17 protein-coding genes are annotated in these 23,154 nt (G+C 53.6%); 15 read left to right on the top strand and 2 right to left on the bottom strand.

Features of this window, described 5'->3' with window-relative positions:
- Positions 1-304: 304 nt before the first annotated feature.
- Complete coding sequence (locus ACGG9R_RS09835; protein ID WP_390154541.1) at positions 305-685, top strand: type II toxin-antitoxin system HicB family antitoxin; 381 nt, start codon at positions 305-307, stop codon at positions 683-685.
- 202 nt (positions 686-887) lie between these two features.
- On the opposite strand, the gene gltS is transcribed toward ACGG9R_RS09835, so the two are convergent.
- Positions 888-2,099: a sodium/glutamate symporter gene (gltS, locus tag ACGG9R_RS09830; RefSeq protein WP_390154538.1), complete on the bottom strand. Its 1,212-nt coding sequence runs from the start codon at positions 2,097-2,099 to the stop codon at positions 888-890.
- Positions 2,100-2,614: 515 nt separating this feature from the next.
- Between gltS and ACGG9R_RS09825 the strand changes: the two genes are divergently transcribed.
- The 4 genes from ACGG9R_RS09825 (at position 2,615) to ACGG9R_RS09810 (ending at position 6,474) form a co-directional block, all read left to right on the top strand.
- The gene (locus ACGG9R_RS09825; RefSeq protein ID WP_390154535.1) at positions 2,615-3,064 is read left to right on the top strand and encodes an Lrp/AsnC family transcriptional regulator; all 450 of its coding nucleotides are present in this window, start codon (positions 2,615-2,617) and stop codon (positions 3,062-3,064) included.
- A 286-nt stretch (positions 3,065-3,350) separates the two neighbouring features.
- The gene (locus tag ACGG9R_RS09820; RefSeq protein ID WP_390154532.1) at positions 3,351-3,980 is read left to right on the top strand and encodes a site-2 protease family protein; all 630 of its coding nucleotides are present in this window, start codon (positions 3,351-3,353) and stop codon (positions 3,978-3,980) included.
- A gap of 296 nt (positions 3,981-4,276) precedes the next feature.
- Positions 4,277-4,933, top strand: coding sequence for a trimeric intracellular cation channel family protein (locus tag ACGG9R_RS09815; RefSeq protein ID WP_390154530.1), 657 nt, complete (start codon positions 4,277-4,279; stop codon positions 4,931-4,933).
- Between the two features lie 416 nt (positions 4,934-5,349).
- Entirely contained in the window at positions 5,350-6,474 is a 1,125-nt protein-coding gene (locus ACGG9R_RS09810) for a M20/M25/M40 family metallo-hydrolase (protein WP_390154527.1), read from the top strand.
- A gap of 316 nt (positions 6,475-6,790) precedes the next feature.
- Here ACGG9R_RS09810 and dcuC read toward each other — a convergent pair whose 3' ends face one another.
- Positions 6,791-8,182 carry a C4-dicarboxylate transporter DcuC gene (dcuC, locus tag ACGG9R_RS09805; RefSeq protein ID WP_390154524.1) on the bottom strand — a complete coding sequence of 464 codons (1,392 nt, stop codon included), beginning with the start codon at positions 8,180-8,182 and terminating at the stop codon, positions 6,791-6,793.
- Positions 8,183-9,545: 1,363 nt separating this feature from the next.
- Between dcuC and recQ the strand changes: the two genes are divergently transcribed.
- The 10 genes from recQ (at position 9,546) to ACGG9R_RS09755 (ending at position 23,059) form a co-directional block, all read left to right on the top strand.
- Positions 9,546-11,591: a DNA helicase RecQ gene (recQ, locus tag ACGG9R_RS09800; protein ID WP_390154521.1), complete on the top strand. Its 2,046-nt coding sequence runs from the start codon at positions 9,546-9,548 to the stop codon at positions 11,589-11,591.
- 281 nt (positions 11,592-11,872) lie between these two features.
- A complete protein-coding gene (locus tag ACGG9R_RS09795) occupies positions 11,873-12,667 on the top strand; it encodes a thymidylate synthase (protein WP_390154518.1) in 795 nt (264 codons plus the stop codon).
- On the top strand, positions 12,664-13,146 hold the full coding sequence (locus tag ACGG9R_RS09790; protein ID WP_390154515.1) for a dihydrofolate reductase: 483 nt from the start codon (positions 12,664-12,666) through the stop codon (positions 13,144-13,146). The genes ACGG9R_RS09795 and ACGG9R_RS09790 overlap by 4 nt, the downstream gene beginning before the upstream one ends.
- A gap of 471 nt (positions 13,147-13,617) precedes the next feature.
- Positions 13,618-13,830, top strand: coding sequence for a ferrous iron transport protein A (locus ACGG9R_RS09785; protein WP_390154512.1), 213 nt, complete (start codon positions 13,618-13,620; stop codon positions 13,828-13,830).
- 73 nt (positions 13,831-13,903) lie between these two features.
- Positions 13,904-14,122: a ferrous iron transport protein A gene (locus tag ACGG9R_RS09780; RefSeq protein ID WP_022106859.1), complete on the top strand. Its 219-nt coding sequence runs from the start codon at positions 13,904-13,906 to the stop codon at positions 14,120-14,122.
- A 430-nt stretch (positions 14,123-14,552) separates the two neighbouring features.
- Positions 14,553-16,697 carry a ferrous iron transport protein B gene (gene feoB / locus ACGG9R_RS09775; RefSeq protein WP_390154509.1) on the top strand — a complete coding sequence of 715 codons (2,145 nt, stop codon included), beginning with the start codon at positions 14,553-14,555 and terminating at the stop codon, positions 16,695-16,697.
- A gap of 436 nt (positions 16,698-17,133) precedes the next feature.
- On the top strand, positions 17,134-17,304 hold the full coding sequence (locus ACGG9R_RS09770) for a hypothetical protein (RefSeq protein WP_390154506.1): 171 nt from the start codon (positions 17,134-17,136) through the stop codon (positions 17,302-17,304).
- A gap of 943 nt (positions 17,305-18,247) precedes the next feature.
- On the top strand, positions 18,248-19,504 hold the full coding sequence (locus ACGG9R_RS09765; protein WP_390154503.1) for a Glu/Leu/Phe/Val dehydrogenase: 1,257 nt from the start codon (positions 18,248-18,250) through the stop codon (positions 19,502-19,504).
- Between the two features lie 426 nt (positions 19,505-19,930).
- On the top strand, positions 19,931-21,097 hold the full coding sequence (locus tag ACGG9R_RS09760; protein WP_390154501.1) for an ABC transporter substrate-binding protein: 1,167 nt from the start codon (positions 19,931-19,933) through the stop codon (positions 21,095-21,097).
- Between the two features lie 183 nt (positions 21,098-21,280).
- Positions 21,281-23,059, top strand: a complete 1,779-nt coding sequence (locus ACGG9R_RS09755; RefSeq protein WP_390154498.1) for an ABC transporter permease — start codon at positions 21,281-21,283, stop codon at positions 23,057-23,059.
- Positions 23,060-23,154 lie beyond the last annotated feature (95 nt).

The raw sequence follows: 23,154 nt of genomic DNA, 5'->3' as shown, positions 1-23,154 counted from the left end.
TTTCTCGCTTGCGCTCGAAATGACGACGGCGCGAAATGCTATCAAAACTCCGCGGCGCTTCATTATTTTTATGCGCCGCACCACCATTTCTCATTCCTAATTTCTCATTCGAACAAAGCTTTCATCCGCGATCCATGGGCAGCTCAACCCACGGGCAACCCTGGACTCGCCAACCTGAACCCTGAACCTTCATTTCCCTTACATTTTCTTTACTTTTTGTTGCCATTCCATGCCCAAATAGTATACAATAGGGATGGCAGTGATCTGCCATCGAGAGTGGTAAGAAGAGGGAAGGGGGACAGAGATGAAATACTTCTACCCCGCCATTTGTTCATACGATCAGAAAAAGGGAATGTTCTTCGTGATGTTTCCAGACCTCATCGGTTGTGAAGCGAAAGCCAGCACCATGAATGAGGCTGCGAAGAAGGCCAGAGAAGCTTTGGCCGCCTCTCTTCTGGAACTGGAAGAGAAAGCGCTCCCCATTCCGAGCGCAACCAGCGAACGGCAGCTTCGTCTCCGCGAAAGCGGCAAGCGAATCTGTACATTCTTGGTAGATATGGATGAATATCGGGCCTATAAAACGTACAAAGTCAGACACGCAGATGCCAAGAGCGCAGAATGGGCTGGCGAAGCCAGAAAAGGACGTCGCCAGAGCATCCTCGCCAAAGTCTTCGGATTCAGATAAATAAAAAAGGCAGAAACGAAATGAGTAGTCATTTTCGTTTCTGCCTTTTTGTTATGTAAGGCTTGGCAGGTTCTATAGATTCAAATGTCAGCTTCGTCGCGATACGAGGATTGTATTCTCGTATTACAAACCTAGTCCCTAATCCCTAATCCCTAGTCCCTAGTCCCTAGTCACCAGTCACCAGTCACCAGTCACCAGTCACTTATTTCAGCAAATTCATGAATACCATCAGAATGGATGCATTGAGGAAATCGACGACAAAGGCCCCGATGAGCGGGATGACGAAGTAGGCTGTGTGCGCAGAGCCGTAGCGTTCACACATCGCATTCATGTTTGCGATGGCATTCGGCGTTGCGCCGAGGCCGAAGCCGCAGGTGCCGGCAGCCATGACGGCGGCTTCATAGCCGCCTCCCATGACGCGGAAGATGATGAAGTAGGCGAAAGCACCGATCAAGGCGACCTGGATGAGAAGCGTCAGCGTGAGCGGTACAGCGAGCGAGGCGAGCTGCCAGAGCTTGAGACTCATCAAGGCGCAGGAGAGAAAGATATTGAGGCACATGCCGCCCAAGACTTCACATTCCTGCTGGTAAGAGCCGTACCACTCCGTGATCTCCGATACATTGCGGATGATGGCAGCGACGATCATGCCGCCGATGTATCCGGGGAAGACAAGGCCGATGCTGCTGAAAAAGGCGCTCACATAGGTACCGATACCCATGGCAAGGAGCAGCTGCCCGAAAGCGTACATGAAGTGATCCATATTGAGGTAAGCCGCCGCGGCGTCCTTGGGATGCAGCGCCGGTCTCTCGCCGGTCTCTTCTGCCGCATTGTCTGTTTCATGGGAGATCAGTGAGAAGCGGCGCACCAGCAGCTCGCCGATCGGGCCGCCGATGAAGCTGCCGGAGACAAGACCGAAGGTGGCAGCCGCAAAGGCGATGGTGGTGCCATTCATGAGCCCCATCTCTTCCAGTACCGGGCCGAAGGAGCCGGCTGTCCCATGCCCTCCGACCAGTGGGATCGAGCCGTCCGCGAGCCCCATCAACGAGGGCAGGCCGAATACATGCGCCATGGAGATCCCGATGAGGTTTTGCAGGAGGATGAGGATCGCGACCATGATGCCCATTTTGAAGACGAGATAGCCGCCCCGCAGGATCAGCCGCAGGCTCGCCATGTAGCCGATGCTCGTGAAGAAGAGCATCATGCACCAGTTCTGCATGACGGTGTCCTGGCTGTAGTTCCATATCCCCTCGGTGTAGAGGATACAGTTCACGATGGAGAAGATCGTCCCGCCGATGACCGGCGCGGGGATGCAGTACTTGCGAAAGAGGGGGATCTTCCCCTTCAAAAATCCGCCAAGAAAAAAGACTGCCACAGCGGCAGCCAGCGTTTGATACATATTGAGTGTGATAGTCATTCTTTGCTCCCATTTATGAAAACACGGATGAGATCAGATTCCGCGATTGCATCAGCGTTTCCTTATATATTACTCGAAAATTATAATTGATTTTGAGAGCCATGTCAATTTAGGAAAGGAGAGGCTGGTGACTAGTGACTTGTGACTGGAGACTAGAAGACTAGAAGACATCAGACTCCCGTATCGTCATTTTGAGCGAGGCGAGAAATCTTTGTCATTCGCGGTCATGCGGACGATGGCAGGAAATCCCAAACGGGAAACCTGTTATTCCGCCTTTCTTCGGGCATCGCCATGATTTATACTCCGCGGTGCTTCTGACTTTTTATGCGCTGCACCAACCCTTTTGAACCTATAGAACCTGCTGAACCTCTTTCTCGTGCAATTAAGGAATAGCACGCCTCATGGGCTAAACCTTGCCCCCCTATTTTCCCCTCACTCTTTCTCAGAAATTCGATTTCGGTTATAATAGAATTATAGAAATACCCATAGACTACTGACAGAAAAGAGGCGTCCGTATGATTCCGAAAGAATTAGATGAAACCGATATCAAGATCATCAATGCACTTAAAAAGAATGGCCGTATTTCCATGACAGATCTGGGGCGGCAGGTGTACCTCACGAGTCAGGCGGTGAAGAACCGGCTGGAGCGTCTGCAGGATCTGGGCATCGTCGAGCGCTATACAGTCAATGTGAATTGTCCGGTCTTTGGCTACGCCGTACATGGTATTTTCGAGCTCACATTGTCCGAAGATAAGAGATCCGATTTCCTCGCCTTTGTAAAGACGACCGAGTACCACATCCTTCACTGCTATGCGGTGGATGATGGAAGGAAGATCTTCATCGACGCACATTTCGACAGCGAGTCCTCTCGCGCCGCGCTGCTCACCGCGCTCAGTGCCTACGGCAGCTGCCAGCTCCATCCCGTGACGGCAGAGATCCACAGCAATCATCCGGCGGATGAATGAGAGTGGCTGGTGACTAGTGGCTAGTGACTAGTGACTGGTGACTGAGATATCAGCTCATGGCATCGCCCTATTTATACTCCGCGGCGCATTTCGTCATCCTGAGCGGAGTGAAATGTCGGATGTTCGATAATGTAAAGGCGGAACAGTGAGAACTGAGTCGAAGGATCTGGCGTCGCACCACCATTTCTCATTTCTAATTTCTAATTCGCGCAAAGCTTTCATTCATAATCAGTGGACGGAGCCGCCCCACGGACTACCCCTGAACCTGTTTTTTCAAGGAGCTTTTATGTTTGATTTTCTTGATTTGTCTTCCCTGATCTACCGCGCTCCGGCGCTTTTGATCGCACTCTCGATGCACGAGTACGCGCATGCGGCCGTGTCGGATGCCATGGGTGATCCCACCCCGTCTCGGATGGGGCGGCTGACCATCAATCCGATGGCGCATCTCGACATGATGGGGACTCTCCTTCTCGTACTTTGCGGATTCGGCTGGGCGAAGCCGGTAGACATCGATCCACGCTATTATAAAAATTATCGCATGGGGATGCTGAAGGTATCCTTCGCAGGCCCGGGCATGAATCTTTTCCTCGCCTTCCTTTCGCTGCTTCTCATCACGATCTTGGGGCGTATCGGCATGCTCGGTGACGGCGGCTTCTATTTCCTGCAGTGGATCATGATGTACAATGTATGGTTCGCTTTCTTCAATCTGATCCCGATACCGCCGCTCGATGGCTCGAAGATCGTCTCCACCGTGCTGCCCGGAGAGCTTGCCTGGAAATTTGAAAACTTCAATGCGCGCTACGGCTTCGTCATCCTGATGCTCATCGTATTCTCCGGATGGGTGAACCGCATCATCGGCCCGCTTGCACAGGGCTATGTGAATCTCTGCTATGCGGCGTTGCGTGTGGTATTTTGAATAGCGCTTGGTATTTCTGAATATGGGTCAATAGAGCGGTGAAACATTTGCGCTAAAAGTGAGGAGTGAGGAATTAGGAGTGAGGAGTGGCGGAAGGGGCGCACAAATTTTATGGCGCCCCAATACCCCTTTTTATATTTCCATTTATGCGCTACTTATATAAAATTTCACGGCGCTTCCAAATTTTGTGCGCCGTACCTACACTCCTAACTCCTCATTCCTAACTCCTAACTATATCCGACATATTGCCTAGTGTTCCCCCTGAACCCTTTTTCCATTTTTTCAAAGGATCTCCCATGACCATTACCTGGCTCATTTTTGAAACGCTCGGCACCATCGCCTTTGCCTTTTCCGGCGCTGTGGTGGGACTGTCGCGGCGTATGGATATTTTCGGCATCACCGTGCTCGCTGTCATGACCGGCGTAGGCGGCGGGATGGTGCGTGACGTTCTCTGCGGCATCACGCCGCCGTCGGTACTTCGCAGCCCCGACGGGCTCTTCGTTTCCATCATCACGGCACTCATCATTTCTTTTCTCTACCCGGTCTATCGCGTATCGAAGGAGAATGAGCGCTACATCACGTTCATGTACAATATCTCGGATACGGTGGGTCTTGCGGCCTTCACAGTGACGGGAGCGCTGACGGCATTTTATCAGTACCCCGACTCGTATCGTTTTCTTCTGCCGACCATGCTGGGGCTTATCACTGCGGTCGGCGGCGGTATGCTGCGAGATATGATGGCGCGGCGCATGCCCGTCGTGCTGTACATGGATGTGTACGCCATCGCATCCATCGCCGGCGGCCTTGTCCTGTGCTGTCTGCGTCATTTCACGGCGCTGGAGCTTTCCGTTTCCTCATGGATCGCTTTTGCCTGCGTGACACTTCTTCGCTTCTGTGCGATCCACTTCCACTGGCAGCTCTATCATCCGCATAGAAAGAGGAGAAGGCAGTGACTAGTGACTGGTGACTAGTGACTAGTAGCTAGTGACTAGTAGCTAGTGGCTGGGGACTAAGAGACTAGGAGATATCAGATTCCCTCCGCATCTCCGCTTTCCTCATCTGTCTTTCATACTGCCTGTGTCCTATCCGCCCCTACGGGGCACTTTCTCCTCGAGGGGAAGGCTGACGATACGAAGGAAGCCGGCTATCAAGAGACCTTTGGGTATCTCCCCCTATATAATATTCGCGACGAAGCCGCCACCACAACCTTGAACCTTGAACCTTGAACCAAGAATGAGTAGCTAGGGATTAGGGACGCAAAGTGACTGGTGATTTGAATGCTACTTTGGGGCATCGCCATTATTTATGCGCCGCTCCAGCATTTCGCATTTCGCATTTCTAATTTCTCATTTAAGAAAGGAGTCCTCCCATGGATCAGAAACGTATCATCGATGAATTCAAAGAACTGGTTTCTATCGAGGTCCACTCGCGTGACGAGCGGGCGATCGCTGACGTACTGAAGGAAAAGCTCACGACGCTCGGCCTCACCGTGACGGAAGACAAGGCAGGCGAGGCGCTCGGCGGCAATACGGGCAATCTCTATGCACAGCTTCCCGGAAGCACGGACGGCGAACCGGTCCTTTTCTCCGCGCATATGGACCGTGTGGGAAATCACGGGCATATCGTTCCTCTCGTGAAGGAGGAGGAAGGGAAGATCGTCTCGGACGGGACATCGATCCTGGCAGGCGATGACATCGGCGGCGTCGCGGCGATCCTTGCGATGCTTCGCGAAGTGAAGGAGAAGCAGATCCCGCATGGCCCCATCGAAGTGGCCTTCTCTGTCTGTGAGGAAACGGGCGTCGAAGGCTCGCGCCAGTATGATTTTTCCAAGTTCAACGCAAAGAGTGCTTTCGTATATGATGCCTCCGGCAAGGCGGGGACCATCGTCCTTGCCGCTCCGAGCAAGGGGCGTGTCACGATCCGTGTGCATGGCGTGACGGCGCATGCGGGCAATGAACCGGAAAAGGGACTGAATGCGCTGAAGGTGGCAGCGGATCTCATCATGCAGCTTCCCGATGGCCGCCTCTCGCCGGTATCGACGGCGAATTTTTCCATCATCGAGGCGGGGAGCGCGACCAATGTCGTCTGCGATCTCGTGACGATCACCGGCGAGCAGAGAAGCCGCGATGCGAAGGAGTATCAGCAGATCTCTGCCGATATTCAGGCGGCGGCAGACAGGATCTCGGAGAAATACCATACGAAGATCGAGGTCGAGCTGCATACGCTTTACCATGCCTTCAAGCTCGAAGAGACCGCGCGCCCCTGCGTGCTGGCCAAAGAGGCGGCAGAGGCAGCCCGTGCAGTACCCTTCTTCAAGGAAGGGGGCGGCGGCATGGATGCGAACCATTTCAATGAACACGGCATCGCCGCTGTCGGGATCGGTACAGGGAATTTCAAATGTCACACCAACGAGGAATATCAGGTGATCGATGACCTCGTCAAATGCGCCAAGCAGGCGGTGGAGATCGTGAAGCTCGCAGCGGGTAAAAATTAGGAATGGTGGTGGCGGTTTCGCCAAGATCCTTCGGCTCAGTCCCCCCCGCTTTCTGAATACGATTTCTCAACAAACGACATTTTACTCCGCTCAGGATGACGAAAAGGGGGATGCCTGCCCTCATTTTTTCCTCCGGAAGGGAGTAGTCGGACGCTAATGACAGCCAATAATAAAAGCGTAAGTGATATCGGATGCGATATCACTTACGCTTTTGCTTTTTAGTGACTGGTATTTCCTATTTCCCATTTCCTAATCCCTAATCCCTAATCCCTAATCCCTAGTCCCTAGTCCCTAGTCACTAGTCACTAGCAACTATTTATCCAAAGATCACGAAGTTCGCGACGACGATGAGGATGCAGGAGACAGCCATCGGGATGGCGGTGCGTTTCACAAGGTCAAAGGGGCTGATGCCAGCCATGCCGGAGGCCACGATAATGACACCGGTGATCGGAGAAATGGCGCGCGCAGAGCTCGCGATGAGGTGCATCGGGAGGACCATGAAGGAGGCTGCGACACCTGTCTTGGCAGCGATCGCCGGGACGAGATTGGCAAAGGCAAAGAAGGGAGCATTGCCGCTGCCCATGAGGATGGCGCAGACTGCGATGATGGCGATCATGACAAGCGTCAGGCCGGATGCGCCGAAGCCGGTGGTCTGGGCGCCCTGGATCATGGCATCAATGGAGCCTGTGGAAGTGAGGCCTTTCGCGAAGAATTCGCCGGCGATGACGATGGTGATGACATTGGCGAGCTGCTTGCCCATGCCGTCGAAGAAGATCTGGATCTCAGAGAAGGTCTCCTTGAGGTCTCTTGTACGGAAGAACTGAGCGATCATGCCGATGGCGGTCCCCATGAGCATCGCCATGATGATGTTCATCTTGATGCCGGGGATGCAGAGCGGCGAGAAGATGAGGATCAGAGCGAGAGGAATGATCGGAAGAAGAGCATAGATCTTCGGCGGATGGGAAAGCGCGGCTTTCTTTTCATCCTCAGTCTCGATATTGACAGAGACTTCCGCCGGATCCAGAGCGCGCACGATGTGCCCGTCGCGCTTATCCATGATCTTCTGCGTGAGGTAGTGGGCGATGGCGACACAGGGGATGACGGCGCAGGCGATCGGGATCTGGAAGGTGTGCCAGTAGATGACGGGATCGAAGCCTGCGATCTCAGCGGCAAAGATGGTGCCGGTATCTGACGGGCTCCAGTCAAGGCAGAGCGTGGTCGCGATGGCTGCGGTCGCAGAGATGCGGGAGACGCCGAGTGCGACAAGGATCGGGAACATGGTCACCATGAGGAGCATGGCGAGGCCGGAGGCACTATTGATGGCCAGCCCAAGGAACATGCCGAGTACCCAGCAGGCGCTCATGACGATGTAGGGCGATTTCAGCAGCATCAGCGGGCGGATGGTGAGGGCGACCAGCGCATTGCTCGCGCCGATCTTATCCATGTAACGTGCAAAGCCGCCGACAGCCATGATGTTGAGGCCGAGGCCGGAGAGTCGGTTCGCAAAAAGAGTGCGGATGAGTTCAAAAATATCGAAGCTCCACATGCCGGTGCTCTTTCCGGCGGGAAGGATCGTGCCCCAGCTCATAATCATCGAGCCTGCGAGAAGAAGACCGCCTGCTACGAAAAGGACGGTCTGCGGCTTGTACTTTTTCAAAATGAGCCAAGCCGCCCATACGACAATGAGTGCAGTAAATAGCAGGTTCATAAAAGTCTCCTTCCATATCATACACATTATAGAATACATGTCTATATATCTATTTTATTATATATTGAGCAAATGCGCCATTATAAAAATGATTTATTAAGGGGTAAGAAAAGAGCTGTGAAGAAATGAATCCTCGTTTCTTCACGGTCCGTTTTACTTTGCTTTCATTTGGTTCAGGGTTCAAGGTTCAAGTGGCGGCTTCGCCGCCTTTTTTTAGAAGATGGTATTCTCGTATCGCAGCCTTCCCCTCTAGGGGAAGGTGCCCCGCAGGGGCGGAGGTTGGCTGCGTGAAGCGGTATTTTCACATGCGAGGATGCCAACCCCGCCTCGCTTCGCTCGTCTGCCCTTCCAGAGGAAGGGGCGAGAATGATTCTTAATCGGTCATTGCCTCATACATACTTGCGGAGAAACCGCCACCCCTGAACCCTGAAGTTTGAAAGCAGGGAGGAGTGGCTGGAGACTAGGGATAAGACTAGGAGACATCAGACATCTGACTTCTATCCTTCGATCTTCGGGCATCGCCCCGTTTCGTCATCCTGAGCGACGAGAAACGTTGTATGTGAGACAATGAATGCCAGAACAGCTGCGACCTGAGCCCTCGATCGCGGCGAAGCCGCCACCTCAACCTTAGGTACCAGTCAACGCACTCCACTTTTCTCCCTCCCTCCTTCCTTTGGAAGGAGGTGCCCCGAAGGGGCGGAGGTTGGCTCTCGAAGCGGTATTTTCACATGCGAGGATGCCAACCCCGCCTCGCTTCGCTCGTCTGCCCCTTCCAGAGGAAGGGGCGAGAATGATTCTTAATCGGTCATTGCCTCATACATACTTGCGAAGAAACCGCCACCCCTGAACCCTGAACCCTGAATCCTGAAGTTTGAAAGCAGGGAGGAGTGGCTAGAGATTAGGGATTAGGGGCTCAAGTGACTAGTGGCTTACATGCCACTTTCGGGCATCGCCCCGTTTCGTCATCCTGAGCGGCGAGAAACGTCGTATGTGAGATAACGAATGCCAGAACAGCTGCGATCTGAGCCCTCAATCGCGGCGAAGCCGCCACGAGAGCCATGAGCCCTAGGTACCAGTCAACGCACTCCACTTTTCTTCCTCCTTCCTTTGGAAGGAGGTGCCCCGAAGGGGCGGAGGTTGGCTCTCGAAGCGGTATTTTCACAGGCGAGGATGCCAACCCCGCCTCGCTTCGCTCGTCTGCCCCTTCCAGAGGAAGGGGCGAGAATGATTCTTAATCGGTCATTGCCTCATACATACTTGCGGAGAAACCGCCACCACACCCCCGAACCCCGAACCCTGAACCCTGAATCCTTTATCTATGCTATAATAATATGAATATGTTCGAATCGAAAGGAGGCGCGCTATGGGACCCAGAGACGTGCTGAAGGAATATTTTGGCTACGACACATTCCGCACGGTACAGGAGGATGTGATCTCTGCCATCCTTTCCGGGAAGGATGTGATGGCCATCATGCCGACAGGTGCGGGGAAGTCGATCTGCTTCCAGATCCCGGCGATGCTGCTCCCGAAGGGGACGGTCATCATTTCTCCTCTGATCTCCCTCATGAAGGATCAGGTGGAGGCGCTGACGGAGCAGGGGATCCCTGCCTCCTATGTGAACAGCACGGTCCCCTACGAGGAGTCGATCGAGCGGCTGCGTGACATGTATCGCGGACGGATCAAGCTGCTCTACATGGCGCCGGAGAAGCTCGAGCCGTCGTATTTCACGCATTGTCTCTCCATGGTGCCGCTCTCGATGATCGTGGTCGATGAGGCGCACTGTGTGTCGCAGTGGGGGCATGATTTCCGTCCCTCGTATCGGAAGATCAAAAGCTTCATCGACAGCCTGCCGCAGCGTCCCATCGTGACGGCCTTCACCGCGACGGCGACGCCGCTCGTCGAGCAGGATATGAAGGAAAGCCTGGGGCTTTCCGGGGCGGCTGTTTTCCGCACTGGGCTTGACCGGCCGAATCTCTCCTTCCGCGTGATGCAGGGCAAGGATCGTGAGTATTTCATCCTGCGCTATGTGAAGTCGCACCGGAAGGAGAGCGGCATCATCTACTGCGCGACCCGAAAAGCGGTGGATGAGATGTATGACAGGCTCTCTCAGGCGGGGATCACGGCAGGGCGCTACCATGCAGGCATGACAGACGAGGAACGCAGGCAGGCGCAGGATGATTTCTCCTACGACAGGACGACAGTCATGGTGGCGACGAATGCGTTCGGCATGGGGATCGACAAGAGCAATGTGCGCTATGTCATCCATTACCAGATGCCAAAGAGTCTTGAGTCATACTATCAGGAGGCGGGGCGCGCGGGACGCGATGGAGCAAAGGCGGAGTGCATCCTGCTCTACAGCGGGAAGGATGTACATATCCAGACATACTTCATCGAGAATGGCAATCAGAGCGAGGAGCAGAAGCGGATGGATTACCAGCGCCTGAATGCGATGATCGACTATTGCCAGACGTCTTCGTGTCTTAGAAATTATGTCCTCGCCTACTTTGGGGAAAGGGTGAAGGAGCCCTGCGGGCACTGCAGCAACTGCGAGAACCGGACGGCTAAGGTCAGGATCACGGATGCGGCAGTCCTCATTTTCCGTACCGTCCTATCCCTTCGCGAGCGATACGGAGCGAGCATCATCGCCGCTGTCCTTAAAGGAAAGAAAACCAAGGAGCTCATCGAGAAGGATCTCCTCACGGTGCCGACCTTCGGCAAGCTCTCTTTTGAGAAGCTGGGCCATATCAAGAGTGCGCTGAACGGCTTCGTCGCGGATGGCTACCTCTTCCGTGACGGACAGCCCTATCCCGTACTCAAGCTGACGGACAAAGCGAAAGAGGTCCTTGCGGGGAAGGCAGAGGTCTACGGCCTTGCCTTCGGCGCAGAGGATGCGATGAAAGAGGCTGCGGTCGAGCGGGATCTCGATCCCCGCCGCGAAAGCCGGGACGGTCTTTTCGAAGCCCTGCGCGAGCTTCGGCGGACACTGGCGGCCGAAGAGCATGTGCCGCCCTTTGTCATCTTCTCGGATGCGACACTGGAAGCGATGGCACGCGAGCGCCCCGAGTCCATGGAAGCCATGGGTGCGGTGCATGGCGTCGGCGCATTCAAGCTGCAGAAATACGGCGAGCGTTTTCTGGAGATCATCCGGACCGGCGCAGAAGAGCCTGTCATCGAAGAAAAGGATCCCGATGCCCAGCTCCTGCAGCAGCTTTTCTCTGTCCGCAATGCGATCGCAGCTAAGGAAGGACTGGCTCGGAATCGCATCTTCACGGATGAGCAGCTGCAGGAAATGGCCTTCTGGCGTCCCAAGACGAAGCTGGAGCTGAAGCGCATCCGCGGTATCGGCCCGAAAAAGGTCGATCGCTACGGAGAAGCGATCGTGAAATGCATCTGGGGAGACAGGATTTAGGGTTCAAGGTTCAGGGTTAGCCCCTCGGGCGTGCCGTCCTTTGATTACGTGCGAAAGAGGTTCAGCGGGTTCAACAGGTTCAGAAGGTTCAACGGTGGTGGTGCGGCGCATAAAAATATGGAAGCGCCGCGGAGGTTTGAAACTAGCGGTTTTCTCGTATCGCAAACCTAATCCCTAGCCACTAATCCCTAGCTACAAGTCACTAGTCCCTAGCTACTAGTCCCCAGTCACCAGTCCCTAGTCACTATTTACAAACAACACAACAAAAAGGAGTCACTACCATGAGTCTTGCTGATCAGGAATATCTCAGCATCGTGAAAAACATATTGGACAAAGGCGCACTCGGCGAGAACCGCACGGGTATGCCTGCCTACAAACTGCCGCATCAGATCATGCAGTTTGATCTGGAAAAGGAATTTCCCATCCTCACCACAAAATTCGTCGCCTTCAAGACAGCCGTGAAAGAGATCCTCTGGATCTGGCAGAAGCAGTCGAATGATGTGCGTGAGTTGCAGAAGTGGAACTGCCATGTGTGGGATGAGTGGATGCGCGAGGACGGCACCATCGGGAAAGCCTACGGCTATCAGCTCGGCAAGTACCATCAGGTCGACACCCTCCTTGACATGCTGAAAAAAGACCCGGAGAGCCGCCGCATGGTGGTCGATCTCTGGAATGTGAAGGACCTTCCGGACATGGCACTCTATCCTTGCGCCTTCCTCACCATGTGGGATGTTTCGAATGACGGCCGCCTGAACTGCATGCTCGTCCAGCGCAGCGGAGATATGGGGCTCGGCGTGCCTTTCAACATGACCCAGTACGCGGCGCTCATCTGCATGATCGCGCAGGTGAGCGGTCTTCGGCCGGGGCTCTTCACGCATGTCATCAATAACGCGCACATTTACGAAAACCATGTGGAACAGCTGAAGCTCCAGCTCTCCCGCCTGCCGGAGGCTTACGCAGCGCCGAGGCTCGTCCTGAATCCGGATGTGAAGGATTTCTATGACTTCAAGCCTGAAGACATCCGGCTGGAAAATTACCGTCACCATGACAAGATCGCGATGGAGGTGTCCGTATGAGCCTTTCTATCATTGTTGCCCGTGCCAGAAACGGTGTCATCGGCAAGGATAACCGTCTCATCTGGCACCTTTCCGATGACCTGAAGCGGTTCAAGACTCTCACCATGGGTCATCCCATCGTCATGGGGCGAAAGACCTTCGAGAGCCTGCCCAAAGTCCTGCCCGGCCGTGTCCATTATGTGCTGACAGGAAATCCGGACTACAAAGCGCCGGAGGGCGTCCTTCTCTTCTACGATGTCAAGAAGCTGCTTGCGGCGCTGCCCGCAGGAGAGAGCTTCGTGATCGGCGGCGAGCATATGTACCGCGAGCTTTTGCCCTATGCAGATACGATGTACATCACAGAGATCGAGGAAGATTTTGAGGGCGATGCGTACTTCCCGGATTTCGATCCTTTCCGCTGGAAGCTGGAAGAGAGCATAGAGGGGGAGGGAAAGCTCCCGCATCGCTTCTGTACATATCGCAAGGTGACTGGCAGCTAGTGACTAGTGACTGGTGACTAGGGATTAGGGATTAGGGATTAGGGATTAGGAATTAGGAATTAGGAATTAGGAATTAGGGATTCCCTTGTTCTGCCGGCTCTGCCTCTTCCTTTGGAAGGGGCAGACGAGCGAAGCGAGTCGAAGTTGGGGCGCGGACGTGCGAACATTGCCAGTCTGCCAATCTCCGGCGCTTTGCATCCTCTCTTTCCGGCAGAAGGAGAGCGTCCCAATAACAAACAACCATCAACGAAAGCGTCATGCAAGAGCATGACGCTTTTTGCATGCCTAAATTTAAGACTAAGCGCATATGATTTTTGCCATCAGCCTAACCTACATTAGACAATATAACAAATAATCATATTGCTCATCTAATAAAAATATTTCGGACTATTGACTAATTTTAAAATAGGGGAATATAATATTTGCAAAAGTGAAGAAATGAAGAGTTGCATTTCAGAAAGGAGGATGCCTATGATGCCTCTGGTATTTGCCAAGGCAGGAGACACCGTGACGATCACGCGGATCTCCGGGAAAGATGAGATTCGCCAGCATCTGGCAGATCTGGGATTCGTCGTTGCGGCGAAGGTACTCATTATCAGCCAGATGGGAGGCAACTTGATCGTACAGGTGAAAGGCAGCCGTGTCGCGCTCGATCGCTCCATGGCAGAGCGGATATTCTTTTAACGGTGAGTCTTTCTTACCATCCGCCGGTCACAGCGGATCACTTATCCCGTATCAAAACGAAAGGACGAATACAATGACACTCAAAGAAGTGGCTGTCGGAAGCACAGCCAAAGTCAAGAAAATCACCGGCGCAGGCCCGCTGCGTCGCCGCATCATGGATATGGGCATCACGAAGGGCGTCGATGTCTATGTCCGCAAGGTCGCTCCTCTGGGAGATCCCATCGAGCTCACCGTCCGCGGCTATGAGCTCTCCATCCGTAAGGATGAAGCCGAAGCGATCGAAGTAGAATAAAATGAGAAATTAGGAATGGTGGTGCGGCGCATAAAAAATTGAAGCGCCGCGGAGTTTTGATAGCGCTTTGCGCCTTTGTCATTTCGAGCGTAGTCGAGAAATCTCTATGGCACAACGCGCATTGCCTGATGTGAGACAGCACCAATACATCGTTTTACCTCGGCACATACACACTGATTCCAGCAGGGCAGTAGAGATCCCTCGGCTGCGCTCGGGATGACAATGCCGGAGATTCCAAGTCACCAGTCACTCCTAATCCCTAGCTACTCACCCCTGCTTTCAAACTTCAGGGTTCAAGGTGAGTGCTGACGCATTTCCAAAAACTCGCGGCGCTTTCTAAATTTCCGCGCCGCCACCATAACCCCGAACCCTGAAACCACTAACAAGAACCAATCCCACCCAAATATAGAAGAAGGAGAATTACAAAGATATGTCTATACGAATCGCCCTTGCGGGCAACCCGAACTGCGGGAAGACGACATTATTCAATGAACTGACCGGCAGCTCCCAGTACGTAGGGAATTGGCCCGGTGTCACAGTCGAAAAGAAGGACGGTATCCTCAAAGGACACAAGAACGTCATCATCCAGGATCTGCCGGGGATCTATTCCCTTTCTCCGTACACACTCGAAGAAAAAGTCGCCAGAAACTATCTGGTGAACGAACAGCCGGACGTCATCCTGAATATCATCGATGGCACGAATCTGGAACGCAACCTGTACCTTACGACACAGCTCGTGGAGATCGGTCTGCCGATGATCGTCGCCATCAATATGATGGATCTTGTCAAAAAGAATGGCGACATCATTGATTTCGACAAACTCTCCTCCGAGCTGGGCTGCCCGGTCGTAGAGATCTCTGCGCTGCAGGGGAAGGGCTGCCGGGAAGCGGCTGAAAAGGCGATGGAGCTTGCTATGAATAAGAAACCGCTTCGCCTGCCGTCTGTATTCACCGGCAGCGTCGAGCATGCCATCGCACACATCGAAGAATCGATCTCCGATAAAGTCGAAAACCAGTTCGTTCGCTGGTACGCCATCAAAGTATTCGAAAGAGACCAGGATGCGACGGGAGCTCTGCAGCTGGAGCCGAAGCTGATGTCCCATCTGGAAGGCCATATCAAGGACTGCGAAGACGAGCTCGATGATGATGCCGAGTCCATCATCATCAACCAGCGCTATGGCTACATTTCCAAGATCATAGACAGTGTCATGAAGAAAAAGAAACAGGGCGTCTCCATGACGACCTCGGATAAGATCGACCATATCGTCACGAACCGCATCCTTGCGCTTCCGATCTTCTTCCTCATAATGACGCTTGTCTATTTCATCTCTGTTACCACCGTCGGCGGCTGGGCGACAGACTGGGTGAATGATACCTTCTTCGGGGAGATCGTGAATGACGCAGCGACTGGCTTCATGGAGTCCATCGAAGCGCCGGACTGGATGTCTAGCCTCGTCGTAGACGGCATCATCGGCGGTGTCGGTACCGTTCTCGGCTTTGTGCCGCAGATCCTCCTCATTTTCTTCTTCCTCTCCCTTCTGGAAGACTCCGGCTACATGGCGCGCGTGGCCTTCATCATGGACCGCATTTTCCGTAAATTCGGTCTCTCCGGCAAGTCCTTCATCCCGATCCTTGTCGGCAGCGGCTGCGGTGTACCGGCTGTCATGGCGACCCGCACCATCGAAGACGTGCGTGACCGCCGCATGACCATCATGCTCTGTACCTTCATCCCATGCTCGGCAAAGGCGGTCATCATTTCCATGATCACTTCCGTATTCTTCCCAGACTCCATCCTGATGGCGCCGGCCATGTACTTCCTCGGCATTGCGGTCATCATCCTCGCAGGCATCGCTCTCAAAAAGACAGGTGCTTTTGCGGGTGATCCGGCTCCCTTCGTCATGGAGCTTCCGGCTTACCACTTCCCGTCCATGAAGGGTGTCCTCATCCATATGTGGGAAAGAGCGCGCGGCTTCATCATCAAAGCCGGCACCATTATCTTCGCGGTCTGCGTCGTCATCTGGTTCTTCTCCGCATTCAATGCAGGTCTTGAAATGGTAGAAGACATCGAAGACTCCATGATGGCTGCCTTCGGTCATGCGATCTCCTGGATCTTTGCTCCGCTCGGCCTCGGTGACTGGAAGGGCGCTGTCGCTGTCATCTCCGCAGAAATGGCGAAGGAAAATGCAATGAGTACCCTGGCTGTCCTGAATGGCGTAGCAGCCGAAGCCGAAGACGAAGAAATCATGGCCGGTATTGCGACTATGTTCACCCCGATCGCTGCCTTCTCCTACATGATCCTGAACCTCTTTGACCCGCCATGCGTCGTTGCGATCGCGACCATCGCCAGAGAAATGGGCGACCGCAAATGGGCGGCTATCGCCATCGGCTTCCAGGTCGTGCTCGGCTATGGCATGGCTTTCGTAGCTTACAATCTGGGCAGCTGGCTCTTCTACGGCGCTACCTTCGGTCTCTCTCAGGGCATCGCCATCGTCCTCTGCCTCCTTGCTCTCTACTTCATCTGCCGTCCGGCTCCGAAGGAGAAAGAAATCTCCGAAGCCGCTGCTGCGAAAGCGTAAGGGGGACTGGCAGCTGGGGACATCTCCGCTATGGCATGACAGCTGAGCAGCCCCTTGAAGAAGGGGCGCGCCAAAGGCGCAGGATAGACTGCCTCGAAGAGGCAGAAGGGAAAGTCTATGAATCGAGACAGCACTACCCTGCATCATCCTCTAAACCTGTAGAACCCGCGCTCCCTCTTTCGCAAACGATCACGGGGCAGCATGCCCCGTGGTCTAACCCTGAATCTAGGGAAACGCTGATTCAATCGCAGAGTCAGATTTCATATGGATTTTTATACATAGCTTCGTCATCATCTTCCTTAAATAGCTCGCTATTCGCGTCAGATGATTCCTTGCTCTGTATAAAAATCCAAGAATGAAATCTGACAACGATTTAATCAGTGTTTCCCTTGTTCTTATTTTTGACTTCTCTCGAATACAGAAAAAGGAGACAACTATGAATCCCGCTGTCTATGCTGTGGTGGCGGTGATCGCCATCCTCTTCGTTCTTGCCTGCCGTCATATTTACCATGCCACCATCGGCGGCAGTGGATGCTGCGGCGGGGGCGGAGACTGCCCCGCCTGCCGCGAAAGGAAAATGAAACTTCACGGCGGACTCAAGAAATAAAAAAAGGGAATCGCGAAAGCGGTTCCTTTTTTGATGGTTAGCGGCTAGTGACTGGTGGCTGGTGACTTGAAGGTTGTTTTTGAGCATCACCCGCATGGGCAATGCTATTAAGTTAAGCGGCAGATCATTCTTGGCTCCCCATCGGGGGAGCTGCCCGGAGGGCTGAGGGGGCTACATAGCGGTATTGCCTGAAAATGTTGGAATATCGATAGCATCGGACTATTCAACATGGAGCGTTATACCGCTAGCAAGCCCCATCTCGCTACGCTCGAAATGGCGTCTCACTGGATTTTAGCGTCGCTACGCTCCTAAAAATCCAGTTCGCTTGCACATATTGCCTTCGGTACTTCCCCCGAAGGGGGAAGCAAGTCGTTACGGCGCTAACATTTTCCTTAACTTAATAGCATTACCCTCATGGGGAAAGAGGGGCCGCGCCAGCGGCGCTTGGGTACTCTCGTAAATCGCCTGCTTGAAACGCATTTCCCCACTCTCTTTCATACCGCCGGTGCCCTATCCGCCACTTCGGGGCACCTTCCCCTCGAGGGGAAGGCTGGCGATACGAGCATAGCAGCATCTCAAAAGATCTTCGGGCATCGCCTCATATATATTTGCGGCGAAGCCGCCACCACAACCCTGAACCCTGAACCTTGAACCCTGAACCCTGAACCCTGAACCCTGAACCCTGAACCCTGAACCCTGAACCCTGAACCCTGAACCCATGGAACCTGCAGAATTTCTTTCGCCCTGTATCCATGGTCGAGGCGAACTGGCAGCTTTTATTTCTGTATGATGAATTTATCATAATGAATGCATTGCTATGCTAAATACTCATTCATGCATGCGCTCATGTTCTCAAAGCGCGAGAAACGTGATATAGTAGAGCTATGGATTTTCATGGGCATTTAAGAATGCACAAGGTACCAATTTCCTTTTGGAGGCAAAAATGGCAAGCTACAATCCTTATGAAAACATGCTTCATATCCTCGACAAGGCAGCGAAGGTGCTGGGCTACGGGGAGAGCGACTACGCATTTGTCCGCTATCCGGAGCGCGAGCTCACCGTGAGCATCCCGATACAGATGGATGACGGGCATGTCGAAGTCTTCTCCGGCTACCGCGTACAGCACTCCACCGCACGAGGCGCAGCAAAGGGCGGCATCCGTTTCCATCCCGCATCCGATGAAAACGAAGTCAAAGCCCTCGCAGCGTGGATGACCATCAAGAATGCCATCGGCAATATCCCTTATGGGGGCGCAAAGGGCGGGATCAAGGTCGATCCGCACAAGCTCTCTACACGCGAACTCGCCCGTCTGACACGCGGCTATATCAGAAAGATCTATCCCATCATCGGACCGGATCAGGACGTACCGGCACCGGATGTGAATACGAATGGCCAGATCATGGCGTGGATCGCCGATGAATACACAGCACTCTCCGGCAAGTGGCAGCCCGGTGTCGTCACCGGCAAGCCTCTTTCCGTGGGCGGCTCTCTCGGCAGAAATGAAGCGACGGGCCGCGGTCTGCTCTTTACGCTGGAAACATGGTGTGAAAAGAATCATAAGGACATGAAGGATCTCACCATGGTCGTACAGGGCTTCGGCAATGTCGGTTCCGTCGGCTCTCTCCTCATGCACAGGAAGGGCGTCAGGATCACCACCATCGGCGATATCAATGGTACATGGCACAAGGACAGCGGCCTTGACATCGAAGCGATGTACACCTATGCAAACAGCCATGGCCGCTCGCTCAAAGGCTATACGGAGGAAGGGGCGGTCATGATTCCTGACAGCGAACTTTTCGCGCAGGACGTCGATGTCATCTTCGTCGCTGCGATGGAGAACCAGCTGAATGAAAAGACCATGGGCAAGGTGAAAGCCCGTCTCATCCTGGAAGGGGCGAATGGCCCGACCACGGAGGAGGCCGATGCCTACTTCGAAGAGAAGGGCATCGAAGTCCTCGCAGACGTCATGAGCAATGTCGGCGGCGTCGTGGGCTCCTATTTCGAATGGGTACAGAACCGCACCGGCTATTACTGGACGGAAGAAGAGTACAATGAGCGTCTTGCCAAAAAGATGCGCGAAGCCTATGAGGATGTGTACGCATTGAAGGAGAAATACCATGTGACCTATCGTCTCGCCTCCTACATGCTCGCGCTCTCCCGCGTCGTAGAAGCGGAGAAGACCAGAGGATTCTTAGGATAAGGAAATCGGGTTTGGCGGATTTCTCTTGGAATAAATAAACGCCGTATCACATGTAGTGATACGGCGTTTTGACGTAATACTCGAATTGGTTTGCAGTCCCTAGGGAAACGCTGATTAAATCGCAGAGTCAGATTTTACAAGAATTTTTATACATAGCTTCGTCATAACCTTCCTTAAATAGCTCGCTATTCGCGTCAGGTTATTCCTTGCTATGCATAAAAATTCAAGAGTAAAATCTGACAACGATTTAATCAGTGTTTCCCTAGTCACTAGTTCCTACTCCCGTGTAAAGAAATTGTAAATTCCCTGCAGAAAAGGATGTCTGATTGTGGTAAAATCAGGGAAGAAACATACTCACAGGCAGAGAAGCCAAACCCATCGCCGCGGCCTATGAGCACACGGCGATCTTTTTTTGTAAGGAGGAACATGATGAAAGCTTGGAAGAAAGGCTTGATCGCAGCAGCGGCTCTCGGGCTGTCTTTAGCTATGCTGACCGGTTGCGGCAGTGATAAGAAGGACGCAGGCAGCACGGCAGCGAAGCCCGGCGCACAGATCGTCCAGGTGAAGAGCGAGAAGGAAGCCGATCTCATCGAAGCAGCGAAGAAGGAAGGCGTGGTGAAGGTTTACTCCATCACCAGCCGCGTATCCAAGGCAGGGGCTGCATTTGAAAAGAAATACGGGATCAAGGTGGAAGCCAGCAACATGAAAGACTTCGAGCTGATTGACAAGATTTCCACCGAAGCAAAAGCGAATGCGAATGGCGCAGATATGGTCATCGCGCAGGACTCCGGCCGTGTATACGGAGAGCTCATCGCGCAGGGTTATCTCCAGAACTACATTCCGGCCGACCTCAAAGACAAGATCCCGGCGGAGAACCAGACACCGCTCGTCTTCGCCTATATGAACAAAGTCCTGGTCTACAACAACGAAAATGGAAAAGCGGCTCCGATCACGAATATCTGGCAGCTCACTGAACCGTCCATGAAGGGCAAATTCTTCTTCAAGAGTCCGATGCAGGAAGGCATCAATGCGAATTTCCTCACCATGCTGACGAAGCCGGAAGTGGCGGATCAGCTGGCAAAATCCTATGAAGAGCAGTACAAGAAGAAACTGGAGCTCACCACGCCGAATGCAGGCTACGAATGGATCAAGATGGCCTTCTCGAATGGTCTTGTCATGGGTTCCTCCGATACGTCCATGACGGAATCCATCGGCGTCAAAGGGCAGGATATGAATGGCGTCGGTCTTCTCAACTACTCGAAGCTCCGCTACGCGGAAAAGAAGAACCTCGCAGCAGCAGCAGCGGATAATGTGGTGCCGTTCTGTGGCTTCTACTATCCAGAATACGTGCTGCTTGTGAAGGATGCCAAGCACCCGGCAGCGGCGAAACTCTTCACCCAGTTCCTTTTGACCGAGGAAGGCTTCCAGAGCTGGTCGCATGATATGGGGACCTACTCCGGCAATACTTCGATCCCGGTCGCTAAGGGTGACAAGCCGCTCGCTGAATGGAAGAAGATCATGGTCGGCGATGATCCGCAGTACATCTTCGAACATCGCGCTGAGGTCGAAGAATTCCTGAGCAAACTGATGTAGCTTTTTACAATCAGCAGACGGCAGCGTGCTGTCTGCTGATTTGCTTTTTGGGGAGGCAGGGGTCGTCTATGGGGCGCATCATCCCTTGATTGTGGATGAGATTCTGCGATTGAATCGGCGTTTCCTAAATTCCTAGCCACTCCCTATAACTATCAACCAAGGAAACATGTTATGACTTTTTCTATGAAACTGCGGATGTTTTTCCGCAAACCGTACAACGTCATCCTGGTGCTGCTGTTTGCAGCGCTGATCCTTTTGACGTTTCTGCCGCTGCTCTCCATCGTGCTCGACACGGTGACGGTGCACTCCTCGGAAGTGATGCGTATCCGCGGCTCGCATGCCGGGGATTTCACGGACTATCACTGGACGAAAGTGCTTCTGGACGGCACGACGAGCATGAGCATTTTCTACAAACCGCTCTGGAATACCGTGCTCATCTCGCTTTCGACCTGCGCAATCGCCATTTTCTTCGGCGGCGGCATGGCATGGCTCATCACGCGGACAGATATCAAGTATAAGCCCTTCCTCTCGGCGCTCTTCGTCGTGCCTTACATCATGCCATCGTGGACGCTGGCGCTCGCGTGGCTGAACTTTTTCAGAAATTCTCTCGTGGGTGGTGTGCCTGGGCTCTTTACGGTTTTGACCGGTATCCCGACACCGAACTGGTTCGCCTATGGCTTTTTCCCGATTTCCATTGTGCAGGGCCTCCACTATGCGCCCTTCGCCTACATCCTGATCGGCGGCATCCTGAAACACATGGATGCGAGCCTCGAAGAAGCGGCGCAGCTCCTGCACGCATCCCGCTGGCAGATCATGAAACGCATCACGCTTCCGATGGTGAAGCCGGCGCTGCTCTCGACCTTCCTGCTGGCCTTTTCCAGCTCGATGAGTGCTTTCGCAGTGCCCGCCTTCCTGGGAGCGCCCGTGCGCTACCACGTGCTGACGACGCAGCTCTATCGCACACTGCAGGGGCTGAATCCTGGCTATGGCTATGTGATGGCGCTGATTCTCATCCTGATCGGTGTCGCTATCATGATGGTGAACCAGAAAGTGTTGAGTGGAAGGAAATCCTATACCACCATCACCGGCAAGAGCGCCAATGTCTCGCTCATCCCGCTTCGCGGTCTGCGCCTGCCGATTTCTCTCCTGCTTGCCCTTCTCCTCGTGTGCGTGACTGTCGTCCCGCTCATCACCTTTGCGGTAGAGTCTTTCATCGTTGAGCCTGGGAATTATTCGCTGAGCAACTTCAGCACTGTCTTTTGGATCGGAGACGGAGCGACTGACATCGCAAATGGCGAGCCGGGTATCCTGAAGAATCACAGCATTTACAATGGCCTTCTGAACAGCTTCCTGCTGTCCGTCGTTTGTGCATTCCTGACAGGAACCATCGGGCTTCTTGCGGGCTATGCTATTGTACGGAAGAAAGGCAGCTGGCTCTCGGCGGCTGTGAATCATCTGACCTTCTTCCCGTACCTTATCCCGAGCATGGCTTTTGGTGCGATTTACCTTTCCATGTTCAGCACCCGCCACGGCCCGATTCCGGCGCTGTATGGCACCTTCGCGATCCTCGCTCTCATCGGTACGGTGAAATACCTGCCCTTCGCGTCCCGGGCTGGCGTGAATTCTATGCTGCAGCTCGGAAATGAAATCGAAGAAGCCGGTATCATCATGGGAATCAGCTGGTGGAAACGCATGATCCGCATTATCATCCCGATCCAGAAGACCAGCATCCTCTCCGGCTATCTCCTGCCCTATATTTCCTGCATGCGAGAACTTTCGCTCTTCATCCTGCTGATTTCCCCATCGACTGCTGTCCTGACGACCATGCTCTTCCAGTATAACGAAAAAGGCTGGAATCAGTACGCGAATGCGATCAACCTCCTGATCGTCCTCGTCGTCCTTCTCTCGAACTGGGTCATTAACAAACTCACCGGCGCCTCGATCGATAAGGGGATCGGATGAATCGATGAGGAAGGTTGGTAACGGCTTCGCTGCGGAGTATAGATAGCGGCGATGCCCGAAACTGATATATAATCAGCGCTCCCTTACGTCACGGA

Source organism: Dialister sp. i34-0019-2H8 (assembly GCF_042846925.1).
Lineage (GTDB): Bacteria > Bacillota > Negativicutes > Veillonellales > Dialisteraceae > Dialister.
Note: the sequence above shows the minus strand (reverse complement) of the source record. Positions and strands in the feature narration are given on the sequence as shown.

Coding starts and splice junctions, on each gene's coding strand:
- ACGG9R_RS09820 (WP_390154532.1), top strand. CDS start 3,351: ATGTTTGATTTTCTTGATTTGTCTTCCCTGATCTACCGCGCTCCGGCG.
- ACGG9R_RS09810 (WP_390154527.1), top strand. CDS start 5,350: ATGGATCAGAAACGTATCATCGATGAATTCAAAGAACTGGTTTCTATC.
- dcuC (WP_390154524.1), bottom strand. CDS start 8,182: ATGAACCTGCTATTTACTGCACTCATTGTCGTATGGGCGGCTTGGCTC.
- feoB (WP_390154509.1), top strand. CDS start 14,553: ATGTCTATACGAATCGCCCTTGCGGGCAACCCGAACTGCGGGAAGACG.
- gltS (WP_390154538.1), bottom strand. CDS start 2,099: ATGACTATCACACTCAATATGTATCAAACGCTGGCTGCCGCTGTGGCA.
- ACGG9R_RS09765 (WP_390154503.1), top strand. CDS start 18,248: ATGGCAAGCTACAATCCTTATGAAAACATGCTTCATATCCTCGACAAG.
- ACGG9R_RS09770 (WP_390154506.1), top strand. CDS start 17,134: ATGAATCCCGCTGTCTATGCTGTGGTGGCGGTGATCGCCATCCTCTTC.
- ACGG9R_RS09760 (WP_390154501.1), top strand. CDS start 19,931: ATGATGAAAGCTTGGAAGAAAGGCTTGATCGCAGCAGCGGCTCTCGGG.
- ACGG9R_RS09815 (WP_390154530.1), top strand. CDS start 4,277: ATGACCATTACCTGGCTCATTTTTGAAACGCTCGGCACCATCGCCTTT.
- recQ (WP_390154521.1), top strand. CDS start 9,546: ATGGGACCCAGAGACGTGCTGAAGGAATATTTTGGCTACGACACATTC.
- ACGG9R_RS09785 (WP_390154512.1), top strand. CDS start 13,618: ATGATGCCTCTGGTATTTGCCAAGGCAGGAGACACCGTGACGATCACG.
- ACGG9R_RS09780 (WP_022106859.1), top strand. CDS start 13,904: ATGACACTCAAAGAAGTGGCTGTCGGAAGCACAGCCAAAGTCAAGAAA.
- ACGG9R_RS09795 (WP_390154518.1), top strand. CDS start 11,873: ATGAGTCTTGCTGATCAGGAATATCTCAGCATCGTGAAAAACATATTG.
- ACGG9R_RS09790 (WP_390154515.1), top strand. CDS start 12,664: ATGAGCCTTTCTATCATTGTTGCCCGTGCCAGAAACGGTGTCATCGGC.
- ACGG9R_RS09755 (WP_390154498.1), top strand. CDS start 21,281: ATGAAACTGCGGATGTTTTTCCGCAAACCGTACAACGTCATCCTGGTG.
- ACGG9R_RS09825 (WP_390154535.1), top strand. CDS start 2,615: ATGATTCCGAAAGAATTAGATGAAACCGATATCAAGATCATCAATGCA.
- ACGG9R_RS09835 (WP_390154541.1), top strand. CDS start 305: ATGAAATACTTCTACCCCGCCATTTGTTCATACGATCAGAAAAAGGGA.